The organism is Microcoleus sp. B9-D4 (genome assembly GCF_036705105.1).
Classification (GTDB): domain Bacteria; phylum Cyanobacteriota; class Cyanobacteriia; order Cyanobacteriales; family Microcoleaceae; genus Microcoleus.
Window position 1 is genome coordinate 119,978 of record NZ_JAUBTS010000009.1, and the last position, 20,266, is coordinate 140,243.

The 20,266-nt window shown below is 47.6% G+C and carries 13 protein-coding genes; 7 read left to right on the plus strand and 6 right to left on the minus strand.

Annotated features, from left to right (window positions below):
* A partial coding sequence (locus tag QUB24_RS08290; RefSeq protein WP_333152333.1) for a two-partner secretion domain-containing protein occupies window positions 1-3,292 on the minus strand: 3,292 nt, incomplete at its 3' end.
* 81 nt (window positions 3,293-3,373) lie between these two features.
* Here QUB24_RS08290 and rnhA point away from each other — a divergent pair.
* The 5 genes from rnhA to blaOXA all read left to right on the plus strand — a co-directional run bounded on the left by rnhA (window position 3,374) and on the right by blaOXA (window position 7,447).
* Complete coding sequence (gene rnhA, locus QUB24_RS08295) at window positions 3,374-4,279, plus strand: ribonuclease HI (RefSeq protein WP_333152335.1); 906 nt, start codon at window positions 3,374-3,376, stop codon at window positions 4,277-4,279.
* A 246-nt stretch (window positions 4,280-4,525) separates the two neighbouring features.
* Window positions 4,526-5,314: a HipA family kinase gene (locus QUB24_RS08300; protein WP_333152337.1), complete on the plus strand. Its 789-nt coding sequence runs from the start codon at window positions 4,526-4,528 to the stop codon at window positions 5,312-5,314.
* Entirely contained in the window at window positions 5,292-5,690 is a 399-nt protein-coding gene (locus QUB24_RS08305; RefSeq protein ID WP_333152339.1) for a DUF3037 domain-containing protein, read from the plus strand. The genes QUB24_RS08300 and QUB24_RS08305 overlap by 23 nt, the downstream gene beginning before the upstream one ends.
* 325 nt (window positions 5,691-6,015) lie before the next feature.
* Window positions 6,016-6,429, plus strand: a complete 414-nt coding sequence (locus QUB24_RS08310; RefSeq protein WP_333152341.1) for an MAPEG family protein — start codon at window positions 6,016-6,018, stop codon at window positions 6,427-6,429.
* A 145-nt stretch (window positions 6,430-6,574) separates the two neighbouring features.
* Entirely contained in the window at window positions 6,575-7,447 is an 873-nt protein-coding gene (gene blaOXA, locus QUB24_RS08315) for a class D beta-lactamase (RefSeq protein WP_333152343.1), read from the plus strand.
* Between the two features lie 376 nt (window positions 7,448-7,823).
* Here blaOXA and QUB24_RS08320 read toward each other — a convergent pair whose 3' ends face one another.
* Window positions 7,824-8,369, minus strand: a complete 546-nt coding sequence (locus tag QUB24_RS08320; RefSeq protein WP_333152345.1) for a phosphatase domain-containing putative toxin — start codon at window positions 8,367-8,369, stop codon at window positions 7,824-7,826.
* Window positions 8,370-8,426: 57 nt separating this feature from the next.
* Here QUB24_RS08320 and QUB24_RS08325 point away from each other — a divergent pair, with 57 nt between their 5' ends.
* On the plus strand, window positions 8,427-9,065 hold the full coding sequence (locus QUB24_RS08325) for a pentapeptide repeat-containing protein (RefSeq protein WP_333152347.1): 639 nt from the start codon (window positions 8,427-8,429) through the stop codon (window positions 9,063-9,065).
* A gap of 353 nt (window positions 9,066-9,418) precedes the next feature.
* Here QUB24_RS08325 and QUB24_RS08330 read toward each other — a convergent pair whose 3' ends face one another.
* On the minus strand, window positions 9,419-10,486 hold the full coding sequence (locus QUB24_RS08330) for a TIGR03032 family protein (RefSeq protein ID WP_333152349.1): 1,068 nt from the start codon (window positions 10,484-10,486) through the stop codon (window positions 9,419-9,421).
* Between the two features lie 291 nt (window positions 10,487-10,777).
* On the opposite strand from QUB24_RS08330, the gene QUB24_RS08335 reads away from it, so the two are divergent.
* Window positions 10,778-14,770, plus strand: coding sequence for an FG-GAP-like repeat-containing protein (locus QUB24_RS08335; RefSeq protein WP_333152351.1), 3,993 nt, complete (start codon window positions 10,778-10,780; stop codon window positions 14,768-14,770).
* Window positions 14,771-14,920: 150 nt separating this feature from the next.
* Here the strand turns inward: QUB24_RS08335 and cruG are convergent, their stop codons facing one another.
* The 3 genes from cruG to QUB24_RS08350 form a co-directional block, all read right to left on the minus strand.
* Window positions 14,921-16,123 carry a 2'-O-glycosyltransferase CruG gene (gene cruG / locus QUB24_RS08340; RefSeq protein WP_333152353.1) on the minus strand — a complete coding sequence of 401 codons (1,203 nt, stop codon included), beginning with the start codon at window positions 16,121-16,123 and terminating at the stop codon, window positions 14,921-14,923.
* 232 nt (window positions 16,124-16,355) lie between these two features.
* Window positions 16,356-17,297 carry a gamma-carotene 1'-hydroxylase CruF gene (gene cruF / locus QUB24_RS08345; protein ID WP_333152355.1) on the minus strand — a complete coding sequence of 314 codons (942 nt, stop codon included), beginning with the start codon at window positions 17,295-17,297 and terminating at the stop codon, window positions 16,356-16,358.
* 291 nt (window positions 17,298-17,588) lie between these two features.
* A complete protein-coding gene (locus QUB24_RS08350) occupies window positions 17,589-20,204 on the minus strand; it encodes a CHAT domain-containing protein (protein WP_333152357.1) in 2,616 nt (871 codons plus the stop codon).
* Window positions 20,205-20,266: the final 62 nt, after the last annotated feature.

Sequence of the window (20,266 nt, forward strand, 5' to 3'; positions counted from 1 at the left end):
GTGGAGTAGGTGGAGTAGGTGGAGTAGGTGGAGTAGGTGGAGTAGGTGGAGTAGGTGGAGTAGGTGGAGTAGGTGGAGTAGGTGGATCGTTGATGGTGGGTTGATTGGTAGTGACGATCGCACTATTGCCTTGAGTGTAAGAATTTATGAACGATTGTCCCTGAGTAATCGTACCTAAAGCATTGCTGGCGATCGCCCCAGCAGTACCATTAGTCGTCGCATCTCCCACCGCAAAAGGTATCGGCGGATTGACATCGCCGCCGCCGTGGCGGATCGTAACTGTACCCGCTTGAGTGTCGCCAAGAGTCGAGACGCTAACAGGAGTGCCGTTTTGGTCAAAAGTACCCGTCACTCGAACTAAACCCGGAGTTGCGATCTCAACATTACCGCCCGGAGCATTAATCGATACAACACTGATATCATTTTGAGCGTTAAGATTTACTGTAGAAGTGCGATCGACACTAACAACAGGATTAACATTTATTCGCCCAATTGCAATTTCGTTCCCCGCTAAAATTCCGACACTTTCGGCAGCACTTATATTGCCAGTGTTGACAGTTCCCCTGCTGCTAGTTACATCAACTGCAACTCCCCGCAAATCCCTTGAATTTACATCGAGCGGCGCTGTCAAATTGACATTTATTGTTGTGGCGTCCGTATTGCCAATAATATTAATACTTCCAGAATTGCTATTTACATTAACTCCAACTCCCCGCAAATCTCCTGAATTTACATTGCCAGAAGCTGTCAACTTGACGGTATTTTCTGTTGCTGTGGCACTTCCCATCTCAATACTTCCAGAATTGCTATTTACATTAACTCTTGTTCCCAGCAAATTCCCTGAACTTACATTGCCAGAAGCTATGACATTAATATTTCCAATTGATGTAGTATTGCCGATCGCAATATTTCCCCCATCGCTATTGACGGCAACTGCTCCCCCTTGCAAACTCCCTGCCTGTAAGTCGCTGGATGCTCTCAAAGCAATAGTGCCAGTGCCTGCGTCGATCGATGCAACATTAATATTAGTTTGGGCATCTAGATTTACTGTGGGAATTATGGGATTAACTGGATTTGTGGCGGCAGGATTAACAGTTATTATCCCTGTGTTGATTAGCTGTCCCGCTAAAATTCTGACATCTCCAGCAGTGTCGATCGCACCCGTATTAACACTCCCATTGCTGCTGCTAGCATTGACAGTCGCAGCGGTGAGATTACCTACTGTTAAGTCCCTAAAAGCTGTCAAATTGATATTTTCACTTGCGGTAATATTGACAGGTGTTGTATTAGGCACAATGCTATTGGGATCAGTCAAAACTCCCAAGGCGCCGGAGTTACTGCTAATATCAACATTAGATCCCTGCAAAGTCCCAAAATTCACATTGCCAAAAGCTCTGAGTTCGATCGCCCCGGAAGTCCCAGTATCGATCGACCCTGTTACTATATTGCCTCGAACAGTATTCAGACTAATACTGCCGTTGATATCAGCACGAGAAATGTCACTTGTCAATATAATATTGTCATTAGCTTGAATATTAATTGTCGAACTAGACGTTAATCTGCCCCCAACTACCACTGCCCCTTCCCTGCTTTCGAGATTTATTTGACCGCCATTAATATCTCTAGTTGCGATAGTTCCCGGCGCTGACAAAATCACCGGCCCGCCGGCCGAAATATTTTCAACAGAAATCAAATTATTCGATAAAATAGACCCAGGAGTAAATATTGCATCGTCACCTAAAGGATTAGGTTGTTCATTATCACCCGGAGTATCCGTAGGAGAATTAGGAACATTAGGAGAATTGGCCAAATTTTGCACTCCCGCCCGCAGAATTAAAGCCGGACTGCTGGTTAAAATAGCAATATCTGGATCGCCACTCACATTTTCCCTACCCAATGCAATATCGGGGCCGGTAATTGTAATATCCTCAGCAACAATGCTCCCCCTCGCCTCGATTTTCAGCGAAACTCCGGTATAATCTCCAAAGAAAACATCTCCTTCCGAACTGATAATCGGGTCAAATAAACTGACAAAGTTTCCCGGCATTCCCGACAAATTGCGAATCGAGAAATTGCCACCAGAAACAAAGTGAGCATCCCCCGAAATAACGCCGTTGCTAACCAAACTCAAATTGCCGCCACTTTGGAATTGCGGGGGAAGAGATAAGCCGCCGATCGCATTTTGAGTGAGAATATCAATAGTGCGAGATCCCTGAATGTATAAATTCCCCCCAGCCTGCGCCAAAAAAGGATTCTGGGCGCTGTCCCTGACCCGCACCGCATCCCCACCCAGCAAACTCAAATCCCCCGTAGTTTGCAGCCTAGCGCCCGCTAACGTGAGATTTTCCGCAGCCCATAAATTCGCACTTTCCGCATTCAACTGCGGCAGCCCAGACACATTAGCAGCAATCGCCACATCCCCAGAATTCACCTGCAAACCAGAACCCACAAGCCGCACAGAACCGTCATCAGCAACCGCAACACCCGCCGCCTGATTTTGCCCAGTACCTGTCAGCAACTGTGGCAAAGAAACAGGATTCAAAGTCTGTTGAGAATTACCAAAATTTCCGCCCGTTGCTATTTCTAAACTCAACAAATGCCCCGGTTGACTAATGCGGAGAACCTGATCTCCCCCAACAGCAGCAACAGTAATTTGCCCGCCCGCAGCCGACAACTGCCCGGTACTAACAACCGTACCGCCAAGCAAAGCCAAATTTTGCCCCGGAGTCACCGCTAAATTGCCAGCATTAACAATACTTCCCGGTACACCCGCACCAAAATAAAAAGCATTTGGCGTACCCACCAAGGCGCTAAAATTATTTGTACCCGCAGCATTAAACCAATTTGAACCAAAACCGACACCAGTAGCAGTAGTTGCAGTGAAAGCCGCCGGCACATTCAAACTCGCGTTTGGGCCAAACACAATCCCCGCAGGATTAATGAGAAAAAGATTAGAATTGCCGCCCGTGACAGTAATTAAACCGTTAATTAGCGAAGCGTCCCCGCCAGCAATTCGAGCTAATATATTTTGAATAGCCGAATTAGTCAGAAAATTAGCAATTTGACCTTGATTCAACCCAAACTGCCCAAAACTGTGAAAAAGATTCGCGCCGTCTCCCGACAAACTGCCGCCGTTGATATCATAACGGTTGCCGATCGGGGTGACAACAGTACCCGTACCGTCAGCAGCAGGCACTATGGGCTGTGCTTGCGCGAAAGTATTAAAAATTAACAAAGAAAACGGACAAATAAATAGCGCAACCTTTTTAATCTTTAAGTTGGCATTTTTCATAGCACTAAGTAAAACTATCTCAATTGCCTTAATTATCGCACTTGCAAACAACTTACCTCTAAATTACACATTAATTCGCTCATGACAACTCCAAAAATCAAAAGCTTGTACACAGACGGCGCTTGTTCCGGCAACCCAGGCCCCGGCGGCTGGGGTGCAGTAGTTTGTTTCGCCGACGGCAAGTGTCACGAACTTGGAGGTGCAGACCCCCAAACCACTAACAATCGCATGGAAATGCAAGCTGCCGTCGCTGCGCTGGAATTTTTTGCCAATTCCGGTCAAACCGAACCCGTCACCGTTTACACCGACAGCGAATACGTTAAAAACGGCATCACTAAATGGATTCAAGGCTGGAAAAATAAAGGCTGGAAAACCTCAACGGGCAAAGATGTTGTCAACCAAGACCTCTGGCACCTGCTAGACAAGCTGAATTCCCGGCAAATCAAGTGGGAACACGTCCGCGGCCACTCCGGCGACTTCTACAACGACAGATGCGATGAAATCGCCCGCAGCTTCTCTCACAATCTCACTCCCGAACTGCAACAGCAGAAACCAACGGGAGACGAGGCCGGGGCGGACACGGAGGCACCGCCCCTACGCTTTGACAACACAATTGTTTCGGAAGAAACGGACGCAACTGGTAACAAAACGATAGAATCCTATGTCATAACTTCTGACCTTCCGATCTCCAACTCTACCATGATGGATTCAACTGCCGATACCCTGGAGAACTTGCCCCGCGAGGTGAGGGTTCAGGACCTCCGCAATCTGATCGAAACGTTGCACATCGCCGACGAGGTTGCGACGAAAGGCTACTTGATTACCAGTTCTGAACTGGCTGATTTGATGGATGTAAATGCCAGCGCTGTCACCAGTCGTGGAGACAACTGGGTTTGGCGAAATTGGGTAGTGTCGCGGGTGCGGCGCGAAGGCAACCAAATTCTCTGGCAATTAGAGAGAATCGACCACGTTAGTACAACTGATTAGTGGTTAGTCATGAGTTATTAGTTGATTAATGACTGATGACTAATGACTGTCTCAAAGCAAGATTTGGCAAAATTCCGTAGGGACACAACATTGTTGTGTCCTTTTAGTCATCAGTTTAGTAAACACACTACTTAACATCAGTCCCAGTTAAAAGAAAGAATCCAACTGTCTGTAAGCCCGTGCTCTAAACTCTCATAAAATCAGTGATTTCCCATCGAAAATCTCAAATCGAAAATCTCAAATAGCATGAGTATGAGCTTGCGAACAGTTACTGCTACCAGGTATGTCACTCCCTTGCGCGAGGGCGGCTCGCTACCGGCGATCGTCGAAGCAGATGATGATGGTATGTACGTGCTCAAATTTCGCGGTGCGGGCCAGGGAGCCAAATCTCTGATCGCTGAGCTAGTGGCGGGAGAGATTGCTCGCGCCTCCGGGCTCCCAATCCCCGAACTCGTCTTTGTTGAACTCGATCCCGAACTGGCTCGCACTGAGCCTGACCCGGAAATTCAAGATTTGATCCGAGCAAGTGCTGGCCTCAACCTCGCCCTCGACTATCTCCCCGGTTCCATCACATTTGACCCGATCGCGGGCAAGTCTGAGGCGGATCTAGCCTCAGAAATCGTCTGGTTCGATGCTTTTGTGACCAACATCGATCGCACGCCGCGCAATGCAAATATGCTGGTATGGCACCGCCGGCTTTGGCTGATCGATCACGGTGCAGCCCTCTACTTCCACCACACCTGGAAAGATTATCTCTCGCGCAGCCGCGATCGTTTTCCGCCAATCAAAGACCACGTTCTGCTGCGTTTTGCGAGCACGCTGGAAGCGGCAAATTCAAAGATGACTCAAAGGCTAACGCCGGAAATCATTCGCAACATTGTTAAACTAATTCCTGATACTTGGCTGGTGGGAGATTCTCCTTTCAGCGATAGCAACGAACATCGGAATGCTTATATCGAGTACCTGCTAAATCGGCTAGAATCACCACATATTTTTTTGGAGGAAGCGATTAGTGCCCGATCGATTTCTTTATGATTACGCCATTATCCGCGTCGTTCCCAAAGTTGAGCGCGAGGAGTTTATCAACGTGGGGGCGATCGTTTCCTGCGGTACGAAAAAATTCCTTGAAGCCCGTATCGAAATTGATGAACAGCGCTTGATGGCGATCGACTCAACGTTGGATCTGGAAATGATTCGCAATCACCTAGCAGTCATTCCTATCATTTGTGCAGGCGGCTCCGAATCTGGCGCGATCGGTCAACTTCCCCACAGAGAGCGCTTTCACTGGCTCGTAGCACCCCGCAGTACGATCGTTCAGACATCGCGGGTACACACGGGTTTTTGCCAGAGTCTACCGGGTGCGATCGAACACTTGCTCGATACAATGGTGCGATCGTCAAGCCGATTTTAGATTTTAGATTTTAGATTTTAGATTTACTCATTTTAGCTAAAGATGAGAACGCCAGAACTATTGTACTGACGGGAAACTTTTCTAAAATGTTAGATCGTGGGCGATCTATCGATTTCCGAAAACACTCAGAATATCCGAATTATTCATATCTCTCTTCTCGACCTCTGCCTGAATGGGCGTTAATCCATTGTCATCTGCGGTTATTCTCTTTTTTTTACCGCAGATGAGGGCAGATCGACACAGATTAACGCAGATGAATGGACGATGCTACCGGATTTGATATAACTTTTATAAAGTCTTAGCCGCAGTTTCGCAAGGTAGAAAGATGATGCAAATTGAACCGACAAATATGACTTTCCCTCTCTGGGGTTTAACAATTTTCATTTTGTGGACGATCGCAGTCGTTATCTTGTTGCTAGCAGTCAGGATTCGGCATCTATCTGCGGGCGGATCTGTAAAAGATTTCGGCACACAAAACGATGACAGCTTGCTTTGGCGACTATTTCGAGTACAATCCAACTTGATAGAAAACCTGCCTTTGTATTTGGGAGTTGTTTTCCTTCTAACAGTTAGGGGTGTGTCAGGAACAGCAGTAGATTTGCTGATTGTTGTGTACATCGTATTTCGGCTTGTACATTCAGTGATTCACATCGCTGGCCTCGATCCAAAGTTTCGGTTGTTCAGCTTAGTAATTCAGTTAAGCTGTTTGGTCGCGTTAACTATTATGGCAGTTTTGTAGGTGAGAAATTACGCGGCACATATATAGTAGGGTGCGTCAGGGGCAAACCTTTATTGTTTCTTACACAGCGTAAGTCAGACGCACCTTACAAGTCGATCGCCCCTGTGACATTACTGCCTGTGATTTGGCTAAATTATCGAAGTTTATGAACCGAATATCTCGTGCGATCGCTGTTATTTTAATTGTATTAGGCTGCATTACTTTTGTTTTACTTCAGCCACCGCAATCAGCCTTAACCGTGCCACCTCCAGTGCAACAATCTCCACGACGCGGAGGAGATGTTGCTCAGACAATGAATTTTGGACGGCACTTTCAAGAACTAGGAGTTGAAGGCTCGATCGCAATTTATGATTTGAATAGCGATCGGCTTTATCAACACAACCCGCAGCGTAACGCCACAGCTTTTTTACCCGCATCTACATTTAAGATTCTCAACTCTCTGATTTCCTTAGAAACAGGAGTAATTTCAGATGAGATTGCCGTTCTAACTTGGGATGGAATTCAAAGGCAAATTCCCGCCTGGAATCGAGACTTGAATATGAGACAAGCCATGAAACTTTCTGCCGTTTGGTTTTACCAAGTTCTCGCGCGCCGAGTCGGACATGAGCAAATGCAAAAATGGGTAGCTAAAGTCGGTTATGGCAACCAAAAAATCGGTAACAAAGACGATATTGACAACTTCTGGTTAGAGGGAGAACTGCGAATCACACCCAACGAGCAAATTCAATTTCTCCGCCGTCTCTACAAAAATGACTTACCCTTCTCCGAGCGATCGCTGTCTGTGGTGAAAGACATCATAATTGTTGAACAAACTCCCGATTACACAATTAGGGCAAAAACAGGCTGGGCAAGCTTTGGAGAACAAACAAAGCCTCAAATTGGCTGGTATGTAGGTTATTTAGAAAAGGATAAAAATGTTTACTTTTTTGCTACAAACCTTGACATCCGCAACACTAATGACGCCTCTGCAAGAATCGAGTTAACGCGCCGTTGCTTCAAGGATCTTGCGCTGCTGTAAGTGCGTTAAGCTGTTGTGCATTTAATTTGTATATTGAGGGCGGGCAGGATGCCCAACCCCTACTCCCCACAAGAGGAAAAATTTATTTTACTATGCAATTTAAATGCGGATTAGCTTATTTGTTCTGTAATATTCGCAAAAACGCCAACTGGGCGGCTAACGGTGATAACCAAAACAGCCATTTAATGCGATGCCTGAGTTCGAGCGTTGAAAGCGGAGTCTTTTAAAGCTTTTAGAGCTTACGCAATTGGCCAATATAGCAATCCTTGCAGGTGTCGTAAACTTTTTACCCCACCCCAACCCTCCCCTTACTAAGGGGAGGGAGTAAGAAATTCACAAATGATTTAGGATTGCTATATATATAGTTGCTATCGTGCTATATGTCATTTCTTCCAGCAAGGCGACTATCATCTAAGAGAGCATTAAGTTTTTCAACGACTAGCCAGGGGTTTCGACCTTTCAAACAAGCTGCGATTGCTGCTTCATAGGGATTTCTGCCAGTTTTTTTTACTGCTGCGATCGCCTGTTTGTTAGACAATCCCCGCCCGCTGACCAACCAAGCAGCCAAAACCTGTCCTGTACGTCCGATCCCCCCAGAACAGTGAACTACCACCCGTTCGCCTTTGCTATCTGCAGATTCCAAGAACGGCAATATTTGATCGATTAAAATATCGCGATCGACCAATTCAAAGTCTGCAATCGGCGCCCAGCAAACTCGATCGCACCCAAAGGTGTTCCGATATGTTCCCAGTAAATCAGTGTAGCGGATGAGTTGGGTCTGAGCAAGCAAGCAGCAAACTTGCTTGATATTATGCCCCTGCATAAATTCAATCCAGCGAGCAATTTCTGCATCGCGGTATCCTGGTCTGGCTGCACCAAACACAATTAATTCATTCTCTGAAGCCGCAGCGAATTTGTGCATACTGTTTTCAATATTTTTACCTATAATTAAGAAAGACGCACAAATCCTGAATCAACAGTGAAAAACAAGAGTTCGATCGCTTTAATGAACTGGCTGCAACCCAAACCAGAAACCGTTTTGCTATGCGACTCAATAGCAGCAGCTTCAGACATGGCATTCATGCTCAACGGTGAGTGGGATGGGTGCAATAGTTTGGTGCTCTCTAAAGGCGACAAAGTAGCAATTGAAGCAGCCGCTAGTTTGCTGGAGACATCGTGGTGCTACCAAAATACTTGCGAACCAGTTTTAATTCGGCTGGAAGTTGACGAATTGCTGCGCCGTTATGCGATTGGAGACAGGTTTTTTATTAATGCTAACTTGCGCTGCGCGCAATTGAGCGAACTTTGCTTGGAAAACATTAATTTGAGTTATGCTAAATTAAATTTGGCTAACCTCAGCGACACTAATTTAAGCAAAGCAAACTTAATGGCAGCACAGATGCAATCGGCAAATTTGAGTGGCAGCAATTTGAGTAAATCGCAACTGGTGAGGGCGAATTTATCAGGAGCAAATTTATCTGATGCTAATCTCAGAGGTGCTGATTTGAGTTATGCAGATTTAAGCAATGTTTGCTTAACAGGTGCTGACTTAAGAGGTGCAAATTTAGGGAGAACAGACTTAAGAAAAACAAGCTTAGATGGGGCGATTGTTGAGTAATACCCAATCCCGCTTAAATACTCTCTCTCACACCCCGTGGGTAAATCCTGTAAACATTTTAACATCAAACCGACAGTCCGGCAGGGGTTGAAACCCCTGCCTCAAAGCGCAAGTCCTCTAAAAGAGGACTGATGAGTTCTTGAGTCCTCTTTTAGAGGACTTTAGCTATTAGACAGGGGTTTCAACCCCTGGCGGACTAGCGGGTGGGGGGGAGGACTGGTGGACTAAAAGCTTAAGTTGACACTAATGGGTAATGCCGTTTCCCTACGGCGATCGCACTTCCGGGGTGTGCTTCATAAACGTGGAATCTGCTGTATCTGCGTCCATCCGCGTACATCCGCCCACATCTGCGGTTAAAGTTCCAAAGTAATTAACTGAGCAATTTCATCCGTTTGAAAACCCAACGCCATCGGCTTTTGCACTTGGGGAATCACTTGTACATCATAGAGTTCTGTGACAATTCCTTCAAACCGCAACCAGTGAACGATCGCCCCATTCGTCAAATCAATCACCATCATACCACAGCGAGCCTCAGCATCCTTGGTGAGCAACAACTCATCCAACTCTAAACCGCTAAAAGTGTTGTCACCTCCGCGAGGTTTCGAGAGTCCAACAATTGCCCAATTTTGCCAAAAAGCCAGTCCTCGGACATAGCCCGGACAAAACGTAATTGCCTCAAATTTTCCTGTATCTAAATCCACATATCCTAATTCGCCTCTCCCCGAATTCAGCAACCACAACTTGTCTCGATACCAACGAGGTGAGTGTGGCATTGACAATCCTGTGACGATAATATCATTAGATTCAATATCAATAACTATGCCACCATTTTTTCTGCGATCGCGCCAGCCATCCACCACATCCGACTGACTCGACGCTGTGACATATTTCGCTTCTCCTTCTACCATTGCCAAACCGTTGAGGTGACAGCGGTCTTCATTTATATATTGTGAGATAAAACCTGGTTTCCAGAGAGGTTTGCAACTGTGGCGATCGCTCAAAGTAGCGATACAATTAAACAAAGTGCTAATAAACAGGATTTGGTTATTTTTATCGACTGCGATATCGTGAATGTCGATATCTCCTGTAGTATAACCGATTCTTGGTATATATAATTTATCGTATCCTTGGTATAATTTCCCGGATTCTAAGACATTATCTAATTGCCAGAGTTGATATTTTGAGCTTAGATACAGGCGTTCTGGCGTGCAGAAAAGTCCCATTGCGCGATCGAATATTCGCCAAAAAGCCGAGATTCTGTTCGTTTCTGGGACAGCACCAATTAACATTAACCTGCTGGTTTGGTAGGTAGTGCAAGCGAGGCTGATTTGTTGTTGGGTTAACCAAGAGGGAAAATCGCGATCGCCAAAAATCTCGTGTTCTTGGACTGTATTGAAATTTGTGCGATCGTCATTATTCATAGAATCACTGAGCGTAATTGCCTAAAATCAATAATCTCATAAACCCGTCGCCGCGCCACTGTAACTCGCTTCGATTTTTTATAATTCGCGGAAAATTACTTAGAAATATATAAAGATTTGTACATAAGCGAGCTAAAGCACTGACAGTACGATCGAACCCTGCTAAGCTCCTAGCAATTAAAAGTTTAGGGGGTCATCCGCTACCAGATAGAAATACCGCCATCGCAACTCAAATCGGGCGATCGCTTTTAGCACCTCAAAAAACAGTAATTCTACCTAAAGCAAAAACAGATGAAAACCCTAACTCAACTTAACAAAAAAAATCCCTTTGTTGCTTGCATGAGCAACCAGCCAAGCTCGATCGTCATCCTTGACCCCACAGTACCAGACAGCAACTACATAGCCCAAGGCATCAAACCAGATACAGCCACCTACATCCTGGAAAACCAGCCTGATGCCCTAGAGCAAATCACCACAATCCTCGCTCAGCATCAAGGCATTGAAACCCTCCACATCATCACCCACGGTAGCCCCGGCAAGATTTACTTAGGCACGACAGAACTCAACAGCAGCAACATCGAAAACTACAGCCAACAGTTGCAACAGTGGCGAAACGCCCTGAGTGCCAGCGCCAGCATCATCTTGTATGGCTGTAACGTAGCAGCCGGGGACTCTGGGCACCAATTCCTGACTCAACTCCACCAACTCACAGGCGCAAACATCGCCGCTAACTCCCAACCTACAGGTAACTGCGAGCTAGGTGGCACCTGGGACATCCCCCAACTCATCCCCCCATCGAACCAAAGGGCGAAACTTGCTCTAACAGAAACCACCCTCAAAACCTACAGCGGCGTGCTCAGCTTCGCCCCCAAAGTTGACTTCCCAACTGGCAATAGTCCCAACAGCGTCAGCATCGGCGATATCAACGGCGACGGGAAACCTGACTTAGCTGTGGCGAACCTTACCAGCGACACCGCCTCCATCCTGCTCAACACTACCACCACCGGAGCAGCCACCCCCACTTTCGCCACCCAAGTCACCTTCGCTACTGGCGATGGTCCCGCCTCCACCAGCATCGGCGACATCAACGGCGACGGGAAACCTGACTTAGCTGTGGGAAACAACGACGGCAACGTCTCCATCCTGCTCAATACTACCGCCACAGGAGCGACCACCCCCACTTTCGCCCCCCAAGTTAACTTCCCTACTGGCGATGCCCGCTCCGTCAGCATCGGCGACATCAACGGTGACGGGAAACCTGACTTAGCTGTGACGAACTTCTACAGCGACAACGTCTCCATCCTCCTCAACACTACCGCCACAGGAGCCACCACCCCCACTTTCGCCACCCAAGTTGACTTCCCTACTGGCAATCGTCCCGTTTTCGTCAGCATCGGCGACATCAACGGTGACGGGAAACCTGACTTAGCTGTGGCGAACTTCAAGAACGACACCGCCTCCATCCTGCTCAATACCACTGCCACCGGAGCCACTAGCCCCACTTTCGCCACCCAAGTCACCTTCGCTACTGGCAATCGCCCCGAATCCCTCAGCATCGGCGACATCAACAGCGACGGGAAACCTGACTTAGCTGTGGCGGACTTCTACAGCGACACCGCCTCCATCCTGCTCAATACCACCCCCACCGGAGCCACCACCCCCACTTTCGCCACCAAAGTTGATTTCCCTACTGGCAATTCCCCCTACTCCGTCAGCATTGGCGACATCAACGGCGACGGCAAACCTGACGTAGCTGTGGTAAATGGTGGCAGCGACAATGTCTCCATCCTACTCAACACCACCGCCACAGGAGCGACCACCCCTACCTTCGCCACCCAAGTCACCTTCGCTACTGGCGATGGCCCCGAATCCGTCAGCATCGGCGACATTAACGGCGACGGGAAACCTGACTTAGCTGTGGCGAACAACTACAGCGACAACGTCTCCATCCTGCTCAACACGCCAACGCCAGTCACGCCAACACCAACGCCCGTAACTCCCACGCCAACACCAACGCCACCAACTCCCACGCCAACGCCAGTCACGCCAACACCAACGCCAGTAACTCCCACACCAACACCAGTCACGCCAACTAATAAGAACAACCCCCCAGTTGTAAATCTTTCTGCCTTTTCGCAAAGTGGATCGCTAGGTTTTTCTCAAACTGGCAATGTGTTTACCTTGGCTGCAAACACCGATACTGACCCCGATCCGGGCGACAGCATTAATTATTCGATCGCCCTGGCAGATTTCGATGCGTTGGATTGGTCGGAGTTTACATGGGAAACCGATCTAAGTGGCGGTTCCTATCGTCAGCCAGTAAATGGGTTAAGTTTTCCTGAGATTCCTCTCCCTTCATGGTTAACTTTCAATCCCGCAACTCGCAAAATTGAGATCGGCGAGACTCGCCCGGAGGAATTTGACTACTGGATGAAGATCACAGGAACGGATTCGTCTGGTGCCAACGTTAGCGAAATAGTCCGGTTCAAAAGTTACTCTTTTGGTGGTTTTGTAATTGACGACTATATTGCTGGTGCGAATGTCTTCTTTGATGCTAACAAAAATGGCATCGCCGATCCGAACGAACCCAAAGGCACAACTGATAGTCAAGGTGCATTTGATTTTGATATTACTTCCAGCAGTTTTGACACTAATAATAACGGCAAACTCGATCCCAATGAAGGTAATTTAGTTGCTTTTGGCGGCACCGACATCGGTACGGGTTTACCCCTAGAAACTCCGCTCAAAGCGACACCCGATGCAGAAGTAATTACTTTACTGACTAGCATTGTAGCTGAATTAGCCGATCGCGGTTTAAGCGTGAATGAAGCTAATGCCAAAGTCACTAGCGCTTTCGGTATTCCCAGCGATATCCCGATTAATTATGTCGATCCGATCGCCGCTACTCAAGGCGGACAACCGGGTGGTAAAGCCGTATTAACTGCGATGCTGGTAGCCCAAAACTCGATTACTCAAACAGCAGGATTAATTGAAGGTGCCAGTAATCTGAGTATGGGTGATGCTGTCAAGCAAATAATTAGTACGATCGCCGATCGCATCCTAACAGGAACCTTAGATTTCACCAAATCCGAACAAGTGGCGGATTTAATCGTCCAAGTGGGCGATCGAGTAAAGGCGATCGATCCTAATTTTAACGCCCAAGAGATATCAGTAGCGGCACCAGCACTAGCGCAGGTAATAGCAGCATCTAATCAACGTATTGTTAGTGCGATATTAACTAATACCGATCTGACACAACTGCAAAAACAAGTAGCAGTAGTTCAAAAAATTGCTTTAGGTGCAACTACTGAAGACTTTAAAGCATTTGGTGCCGGTCAAAAAACCCTCGATTCTCTAGTTGCAGAAAACACGGGTACGGCGTTAGACGAACAAATTTTGAATGGTGGTAATAACCCTGTAGTCACAACACCAACACCTGTAGTCACAACACCAACACCTGTAGTCACAACACCAACACCTGTAGTCACAACACCAACACCCGCACTCACAATACCAACACCCCCAGTCACAACTCCGACACCAACACCGACACCGACGCCGACACCGACAGGGGAAGTACAAATTGCGATCGCAATGCCAAAACCATCGGTATCAAGTAACGCGCGATCGGGTTTACCAGAAAACACCCGATTAGGAGATGTTTACCTGCTAACAGATGGCAACGATACCAGCTTCCCAGCAGCAGCATTAGGCTTAAGCGTATTTGCCCTTTCCGGCAACGATTCCTTGAGGGGATTAGACTTCCCAAACACCTATTTTGGGAATCAAGGAGAAGATACTCTAGTAGGTGCAGGCGGTAACGACGAACTAATTGGCGGCAAAGGTTCAGATTCGCTCGCGGGCGGTATTGGCAACGATTTTCTTAGCGGGAATAATGATAACGATATCCTGCTAGGTGGTGATGGCGATGATACCCTGCGCGGTGGCAAGCAAGATGATATCTTATCAGGCGGTGCGGGTAACGATCTCCTGAATGGCGATTCCGGTTTGGATATCCTCACAGGTGGCGCAGGAAATGATATCTTTGTATTGCAAGATACGGCTACGGAACTATCTCAAGCCGATCTGATTACTGACTTCACTTCCGATGATAAAATCAAGTTAATTGATGTCACTTTTAGTCAATTAACTTTTGAGTCAGTTAATGTCATCTTAGATGATGCAACTGCTGTATTATCAACGGCGATCAAATCTGGAAATGACTACTTGGGATTGGTTTATAATCTGAATCCAACGGATCTTAATAGTAGCTCTTTCTTGTAAGGTTGATGGGGAATTCATATTACCCACAGTCAGGACACGGCAGTACATAAGAAGGAGACGGCAGTGCCGTTTCCCTACAATTAATCTGCTGTAGGGACACGGCACTGCCGTCTCCTCATTTCAGCTAGTAATAATTCCGAATTTTAATGATTATTCATACTTTCGGCCGCGCCACTGAGTAGGCTGATTTAAAGCAGAAATTAGAATTCGCAAAAAGGCCAACGGATCGGCTAAAGGTGACAGCCAAAACAGCCATTTACCCGATGCCCCAGTTGTATCGTAAGAAGGGGCGATCGCCAAACACAAAGCCGATCGCACTGCAACCAAAAATACATTCAATCCCAACAGCCAAAAGTGCGGAAATACACCAACCGGCGGCAGCGAACCAAACAGCAAATAGCACAACACAATCGGCACCGGCAAACCTTGAACCGCCAGCAACAGCCATAAATCGCCCCAGATTTGACCGCCCGAAGCAGCATCTTTCAAATCGAGCGATCGACCCCATTCATTCCAAGTCTCGATCGCCCCCTCATACATCCGCACCTTCAACACCTTAGCCCCATCCAAAAAGCCCACCTTAAAGCCCTTAGCAGCCGCATAGCGAGCCAAAGTCACATCATCGCAAAACGAACCTTTTGCGACCTCATAGCCCCCTAATGCCACCAAAACCTCGCGCTTACACAAGAAACACTGACCGTTCGCCATCACCCGTTCCGGCACATCCCCGCCAGTCCCCGTCGGCCCGAACCGATAAACCAAAGTCATTAACAAAGCAGGTTGCAGCCACAACTCCCCCGGATACTTGAGGATAAACTGCGGCGACAGCGAAATCAAATCGTAATTTCCAGCCGCCGCCGTCTTCAGCAAACTCGCAATCAAACCCGGATGCGGCACAGTATCCGCATCTATCCCCAAAATCCACTCGCACTTCTCGGAACTTGCCAAAAAACCCGCATTCAGCGCCCACGGACGCCCTACCCAACCCGCCGGCAGCGGATCGTCGTTAATCAAGCGAAACCGGGGGTCTTTTTGTGCTGCAGCTTTGACTAAATCTCCGGTTCCGTCTACCGAATAGCTGTCAACCACGATCGCTTCTCGGAGTTCGTAACTTTGGCTGGTTAATCCTTCCAAACAAGGCGAAATGCGATCGGCTTCGTTCAAAGTCGGTACCACCGCAGTACAACTACCCAACAAATCCAGCGTCGGCGAATCCGGTTCCAGGGGCGGGATGCGCGATGGGCCTTTAATCAAACGCGACATCAGAAGGGCTGCGGCGGGCAATTGTAGCACCAAGAGTGCGACAGCGATGATACTTGTCAGCGATTGGGGGAACAGGTGAGGGGCGATCATGGGATTTTAGATTTTAGATTTTAGATTTTAGATTTTCAATTGAAGAATTGGGAATTACGGTTGGTGTCAATTTAAAAATTTAATAAAATTTTTGCCTCAAACATATTACAGGAATTGGGCCTGAAAAAATCGCCATTGAAAAACCCGGTTTCTTGTAGAAACCGGGTTTTTAAACTAGCTCAAAATTTAGTGTAAATTTTTGCTAAATCAGCCGGGGTTGCTCGCTAGCAACTCACTTACGCAAAACGCCCACGGGCTGAGGTGGAATTTCAGCCGTGATAACAGATGTATCCAAAGACGGCATTGTTTCGGTTACGTCACCTGTTGCGGGTTTAGCGATCCAGCATAACGCGATCGCCGGAACTACACCCAGAAGCACCGCTAGCGATGTCGGGAACCAGAACCGAGAATCCAAGGAAACTACAGTGATAATTGCTCCGAAAGCAAAGTTTACCAAATAAACAATTAAGGGCAAACCCAATTCCGATCGCTCTAATTTAATCGGTGTTTTTCTCCACAAGAAAGCTGCGGAGGACATAAATAGCGCCCCCGTACCCATCCAGCCAGCCAAATTGCGGTAAGGCATCCCAAAGAAAGCCCCAAGTTCCTCAAACTCCCAAAAAGGCACAGAAGTTTGACTCATCGCCGGATCTAGTACAAAATCCCAAGCAGTTAGCAGCAAAGCACCAAGGGCGATCGCCCCTATTTGGCGCACCCAGTTGAGTTCACCTTTACCAACCGCTACTCCAGCGCGAGCAATTATGTATGAAACCAGTCCCAGATAAAACCACGAGAGGGGAATGGTAAACGGAACCAGCCCTGCAATTTTGTAGCCCAAACCGCTCAAATAATGGTAGTGCCCGAAGGGAAAACCCGTACTCGTTCCCAACAACTCGCTACTCAAGGACAAAAACACAGAAGGCACTAAAAAAGCCAGAGTTGCACCCCAACCCAATGTCCGCAAGGCATAGAGAGCAACTGCTGCTGCACCAAAGATGATATAAACTACTCCACCCCCAGCCATCCCCCACTGGAATAGCGTTTGCCCTGCTGGTGGCAAACTCATCACCAATTCGGGACGGGGTAAAATCAGCAGCAACCCTGCCAATCCAAAAGCCATTGACAAGACGTGGGCAATTAAGCAAAAGCGCTCAGCAATCAAAAGTTGCTTCATGGGACTCCTCGAAAAAATATTAGATGCAAAAAGCACTCTTAACAGTTTACAAACTTTAACAAAAAACCAACTGCAAATGACAGTTGTCAGTTGTCAGTTGACTGTTGACAGTTGACAGTTGACTGTTGACTGTTGACTGTTGACTGTTGTCAGTTGTCAGTTGACTGCCAGCCCCATGCCCCATGCCCTGTTTGGCCGATGCCCTGTTTGGCCGATGCCCTGTTTGGCCGATGCCCTGTTTGGCCAATGCCCTGTTTGGCCGATGCCCGATGCCCGATGCCCCATCTTAAATCATTGCCAATTGCCCACAAGCACGAAAGGTGCCCAGAAATAGGGATTCTGATACTGTGGGTTTTTGAGCAGCGTTAATTGAGCGTTGCGGAGGGCTTCAGCTTTGCTGGTTTTAGAAGAAGCCAGTTGCTTGTAAAACTCAGTCATAAAGATAGCTGTAGATTCGTCGTTGACTTGCCAAAGGGTGGCGGCGGTGCTGCGCGCACCCGATCGAATTGCGGCCCCCGCCAAACCCAAAGCCGCGCGGTTATCGCCCGAAGCAGTTTCGCAAGCACTCAAAACCAAAAGTTCGATCGGCTGTTGTCTCTCCCCAGTGCGGGCTCGCAGCAGTCGATCGAACTCCTTAACATTCACTTTCTGATCCCAAGTCACAATAAAAGTATCCGCTGCATTCGAGCTAAACTGACCGTGAGTTGCCAAATGGACGATCGGGTAAGACAAAGCTTTAATTCGATCGTGCAATCGCCCGCTGACAAAATCTTCATTCAGCAGCGAACTCGCCGGCATCTCGGCTGCAATTTGCTGAACTTCCTCCTTCACCCCCGGCAAAGCCGAGAAGCCTTGACGCGGTTCCGAGAGGCCAGCGGTGAGCACTTTTAACTTGACTTTGTTCAGCGGTTTCGGTGCCAGCAATTGCAATCCCGGCGCCAAAGCAATGCTGTATTTTTCTACCAAAAACTTTTCACCGTCGTGCAGCACCGCCATCGGCAGATTCCGCAAATAACCGTCGAGCACAAATACCAGGGTTTTAATCCCGGCGGCAGTCAAATCCGCCTCTGCAGGGCGGATTAACCAGTCATAAACCTGTTCAACGGGTTGCCTCCTGTTGCGGGGGAAAGCAGCAGGCCTGATGAGATTTTTGGCTTGTCTGAAGGCAGTTTCCAACTCAGCTTGAGACTTCACAGTAGTGTAGCGGCGCAGAGGTTTGCCGGGAATTGACAAAATTACCTCCAAACGATCGCTCAAAATAATCGGATAAATCACCGCCGCTGTCGGATCAATTTCCTCGATCGACTTTGGTTTAGCATCAGCGCAAGCATCCCGGAAAAAGTTGTCCAATTCCGCCAACTGCAAAGATTCCACCGTTTGGCGCGCTAGTTTCAACTTAGCTTGACTGGGAGATTCCTCTTGCAAAAGCAGCCCGACTAATTCCCGATAAACCGGTTCGGCACTTTCCCGAAACGAAAATTGCACTTCGGGATTGACTGTCACCAAATCGCCCCGCAGAGAAGACAGTACATTCACAGCTTGAGTATATTGAGCGATCGCCCCTTCTGTATTTCCCTGAGCTTTCCGAATTCGTCCCAGTTGCCAAAACAATTGGTAAGCAATATCGGGAGATTGAAACGCCGATGCTAAACTCAAAGCCTGAATTGTGAGGTTTTCCGCTTTCTGATACTGCTGTTGGATTTCCGATAGTTTGCCTTTCGCTGCCAGAATATAAGCTTGTATTCGTTGATCGCCCAAACTGTTTGCTCTTTCGACAGAGCGATCAAGCATTGTGTCAATATCGCTTAAACTCACAGTTTTCGCAGGCGACTGAGCTAATTTTATCAAGCTTTGAGCTAGATTAATTTGAGCGTAAAGTCCGGCGCGGTTCGACCAAAATTGATCGGTTTGAGGTTCCAGAGAACGCCACAAAGCCTCTGCTTCAGACCAATCTTGGCGATCGATCAACAAACTCAATTGGTTTAACTTTGCTTGAATTTGTAAAAGCGATCGATTCGGGATCGCCTGGATCGATCGAGCATAATACTCTAGGGCAAAGCGTTCCCAATCACCCCGCTGTTCGGGTGTCAAACCCGGTTTATTGCTTTTAGCCCGTACCGTATTGCCCAGATTGAGATTAATTGCAGCCTCCTCTGGTCGGGAACCTAATTTTTGGGCTGCTTCGAGTCCCACCGACAGCACATCCTGCGATCGTTCCAGTTGTCCCAAAACCCGCAGTACCCGCCCTAAAGCATGAATTGCCCGGACTTGTTCGAGAGAAACAGGCTGATTTTTCAAAGTTTCCAAACCCGCTGCCGAAACTTCGCAAGTTTGGTTTTCCAGCTTGAAAGAAGCTAACAAAATTTTGCAAGCTCTGGGGTAAAGGCCGAGAATTTCCCAAGCCCGACTTTGATTAATTTGAACTTGAAAAAGTTGATTTTTACTATCAATCTGCTCGAAAATTTTAGCAGCTTGCGTCCAAATCTCGATCGCATCTTGAGTCTGCCCCCGTTCAAGTTGCAACTGTCCTTGAATGTTGAGAGTTTCAGCCAAAATCCGCTGCTGTTCGGGAGTGTTGGCTTGGGTTCGCACAGCCGACAAACTTGAATTTACAGCTTTTTCTGCTTCTTCCCAAAGCCCCAACTGCCCGTAGGTTGCAGCTAAATTACTCAAAGCTGTGGCGCGATCGAGATTTTCGCCTTTTGCCTCAAACTGCGCCGCCGCTTGCTGCAACAAAGGTACAGCTTCCGAAAAACGTTCCTCTTGGTACAGAGTTCGAGCTTGTCGAACAAGCTGCACCGCTTGTGGTGGATTAACCTGAGCAACTCCGGGAGGAATCGCAACGGATAGTAGACAGGAAATCACAAATAACAGAATTACTTGCCGGAGCGATCGGGTAAACTTCATAGTTAGAAAATAAAATTACAACCGCAGACACACCTACTAATTAACCCAAATACATCTTATTC

Bases quoted from the DNA above. Each gene is read 5' to 3' on its own strand.
- rnhA (WP_333152335.1), top strand. From the start codon at position 3,374: ATGACAACTCCAAAAATCAAAAGCTTGTACACAGACGGCGCTTGTTCC.
- QUB24_RS08300 (WP_333152337.1), top strand. From the start codon at position 4,526: ATGAGTATGAGCTTGCGAACAGTTACTGCTACCAGGTATGTCACTCCC.
- QUB24_RS08310 (WP_333152341.1), top strand. From the start codon at position 6,016: ATGATGCAAATTGAACCGACAAATATGACTTTCCCTCTCTGGGGTTTA.
- blaOXA (WP_333152343.1), top strand. From the start codon at position 6,575: ATGAACCGAATATCTCGTGCGATCGCTGTTATTTTAATTGTATTAGGC.
- QUB24_RS08320 (WP_333152345.1), bottom strand. From the start codon at position 8,369: ATGCACAAATTCGCTGCGGCTTCAGAGAATGAATTAATTGTGTTTGGT.
- QUB24_RS08330 (WP_333152349.1), bottom strand. From the start codon at position 10,486: ATGAATAATGACGATCGCACAAATTTCAATACAGTCCAAGAACACGAG.
- QUB24_RS08335 (WP_333152351.1), top strand. From the start codon at position 10,778: ATGAAAACCCTAACTCAACTTAACAAAAAAAATCCCTTTGTTGCTTGC.
- cruG (WP_333152353.1), bottom strand. From the start codon at position 16,123: ATGATCGCCCCTCACCTGTTCCCCCAATCGCTGACAAGTATCATCGCT.
- cruF (WP_333152355.1), bottom strand. From the start codon at position 17,297: ATGAAGCAACTTTTGATTGCTGAGCGCTTTTGCTTAATTGCCCACGTC.
- QUB24_RS08350 (WP_333152357.1), bottom strand. From the start codon at position 20,204: ATGAAGTTTACCCGATCGCTCCGGCAAGTAATTCTGTTATTTGTGATT.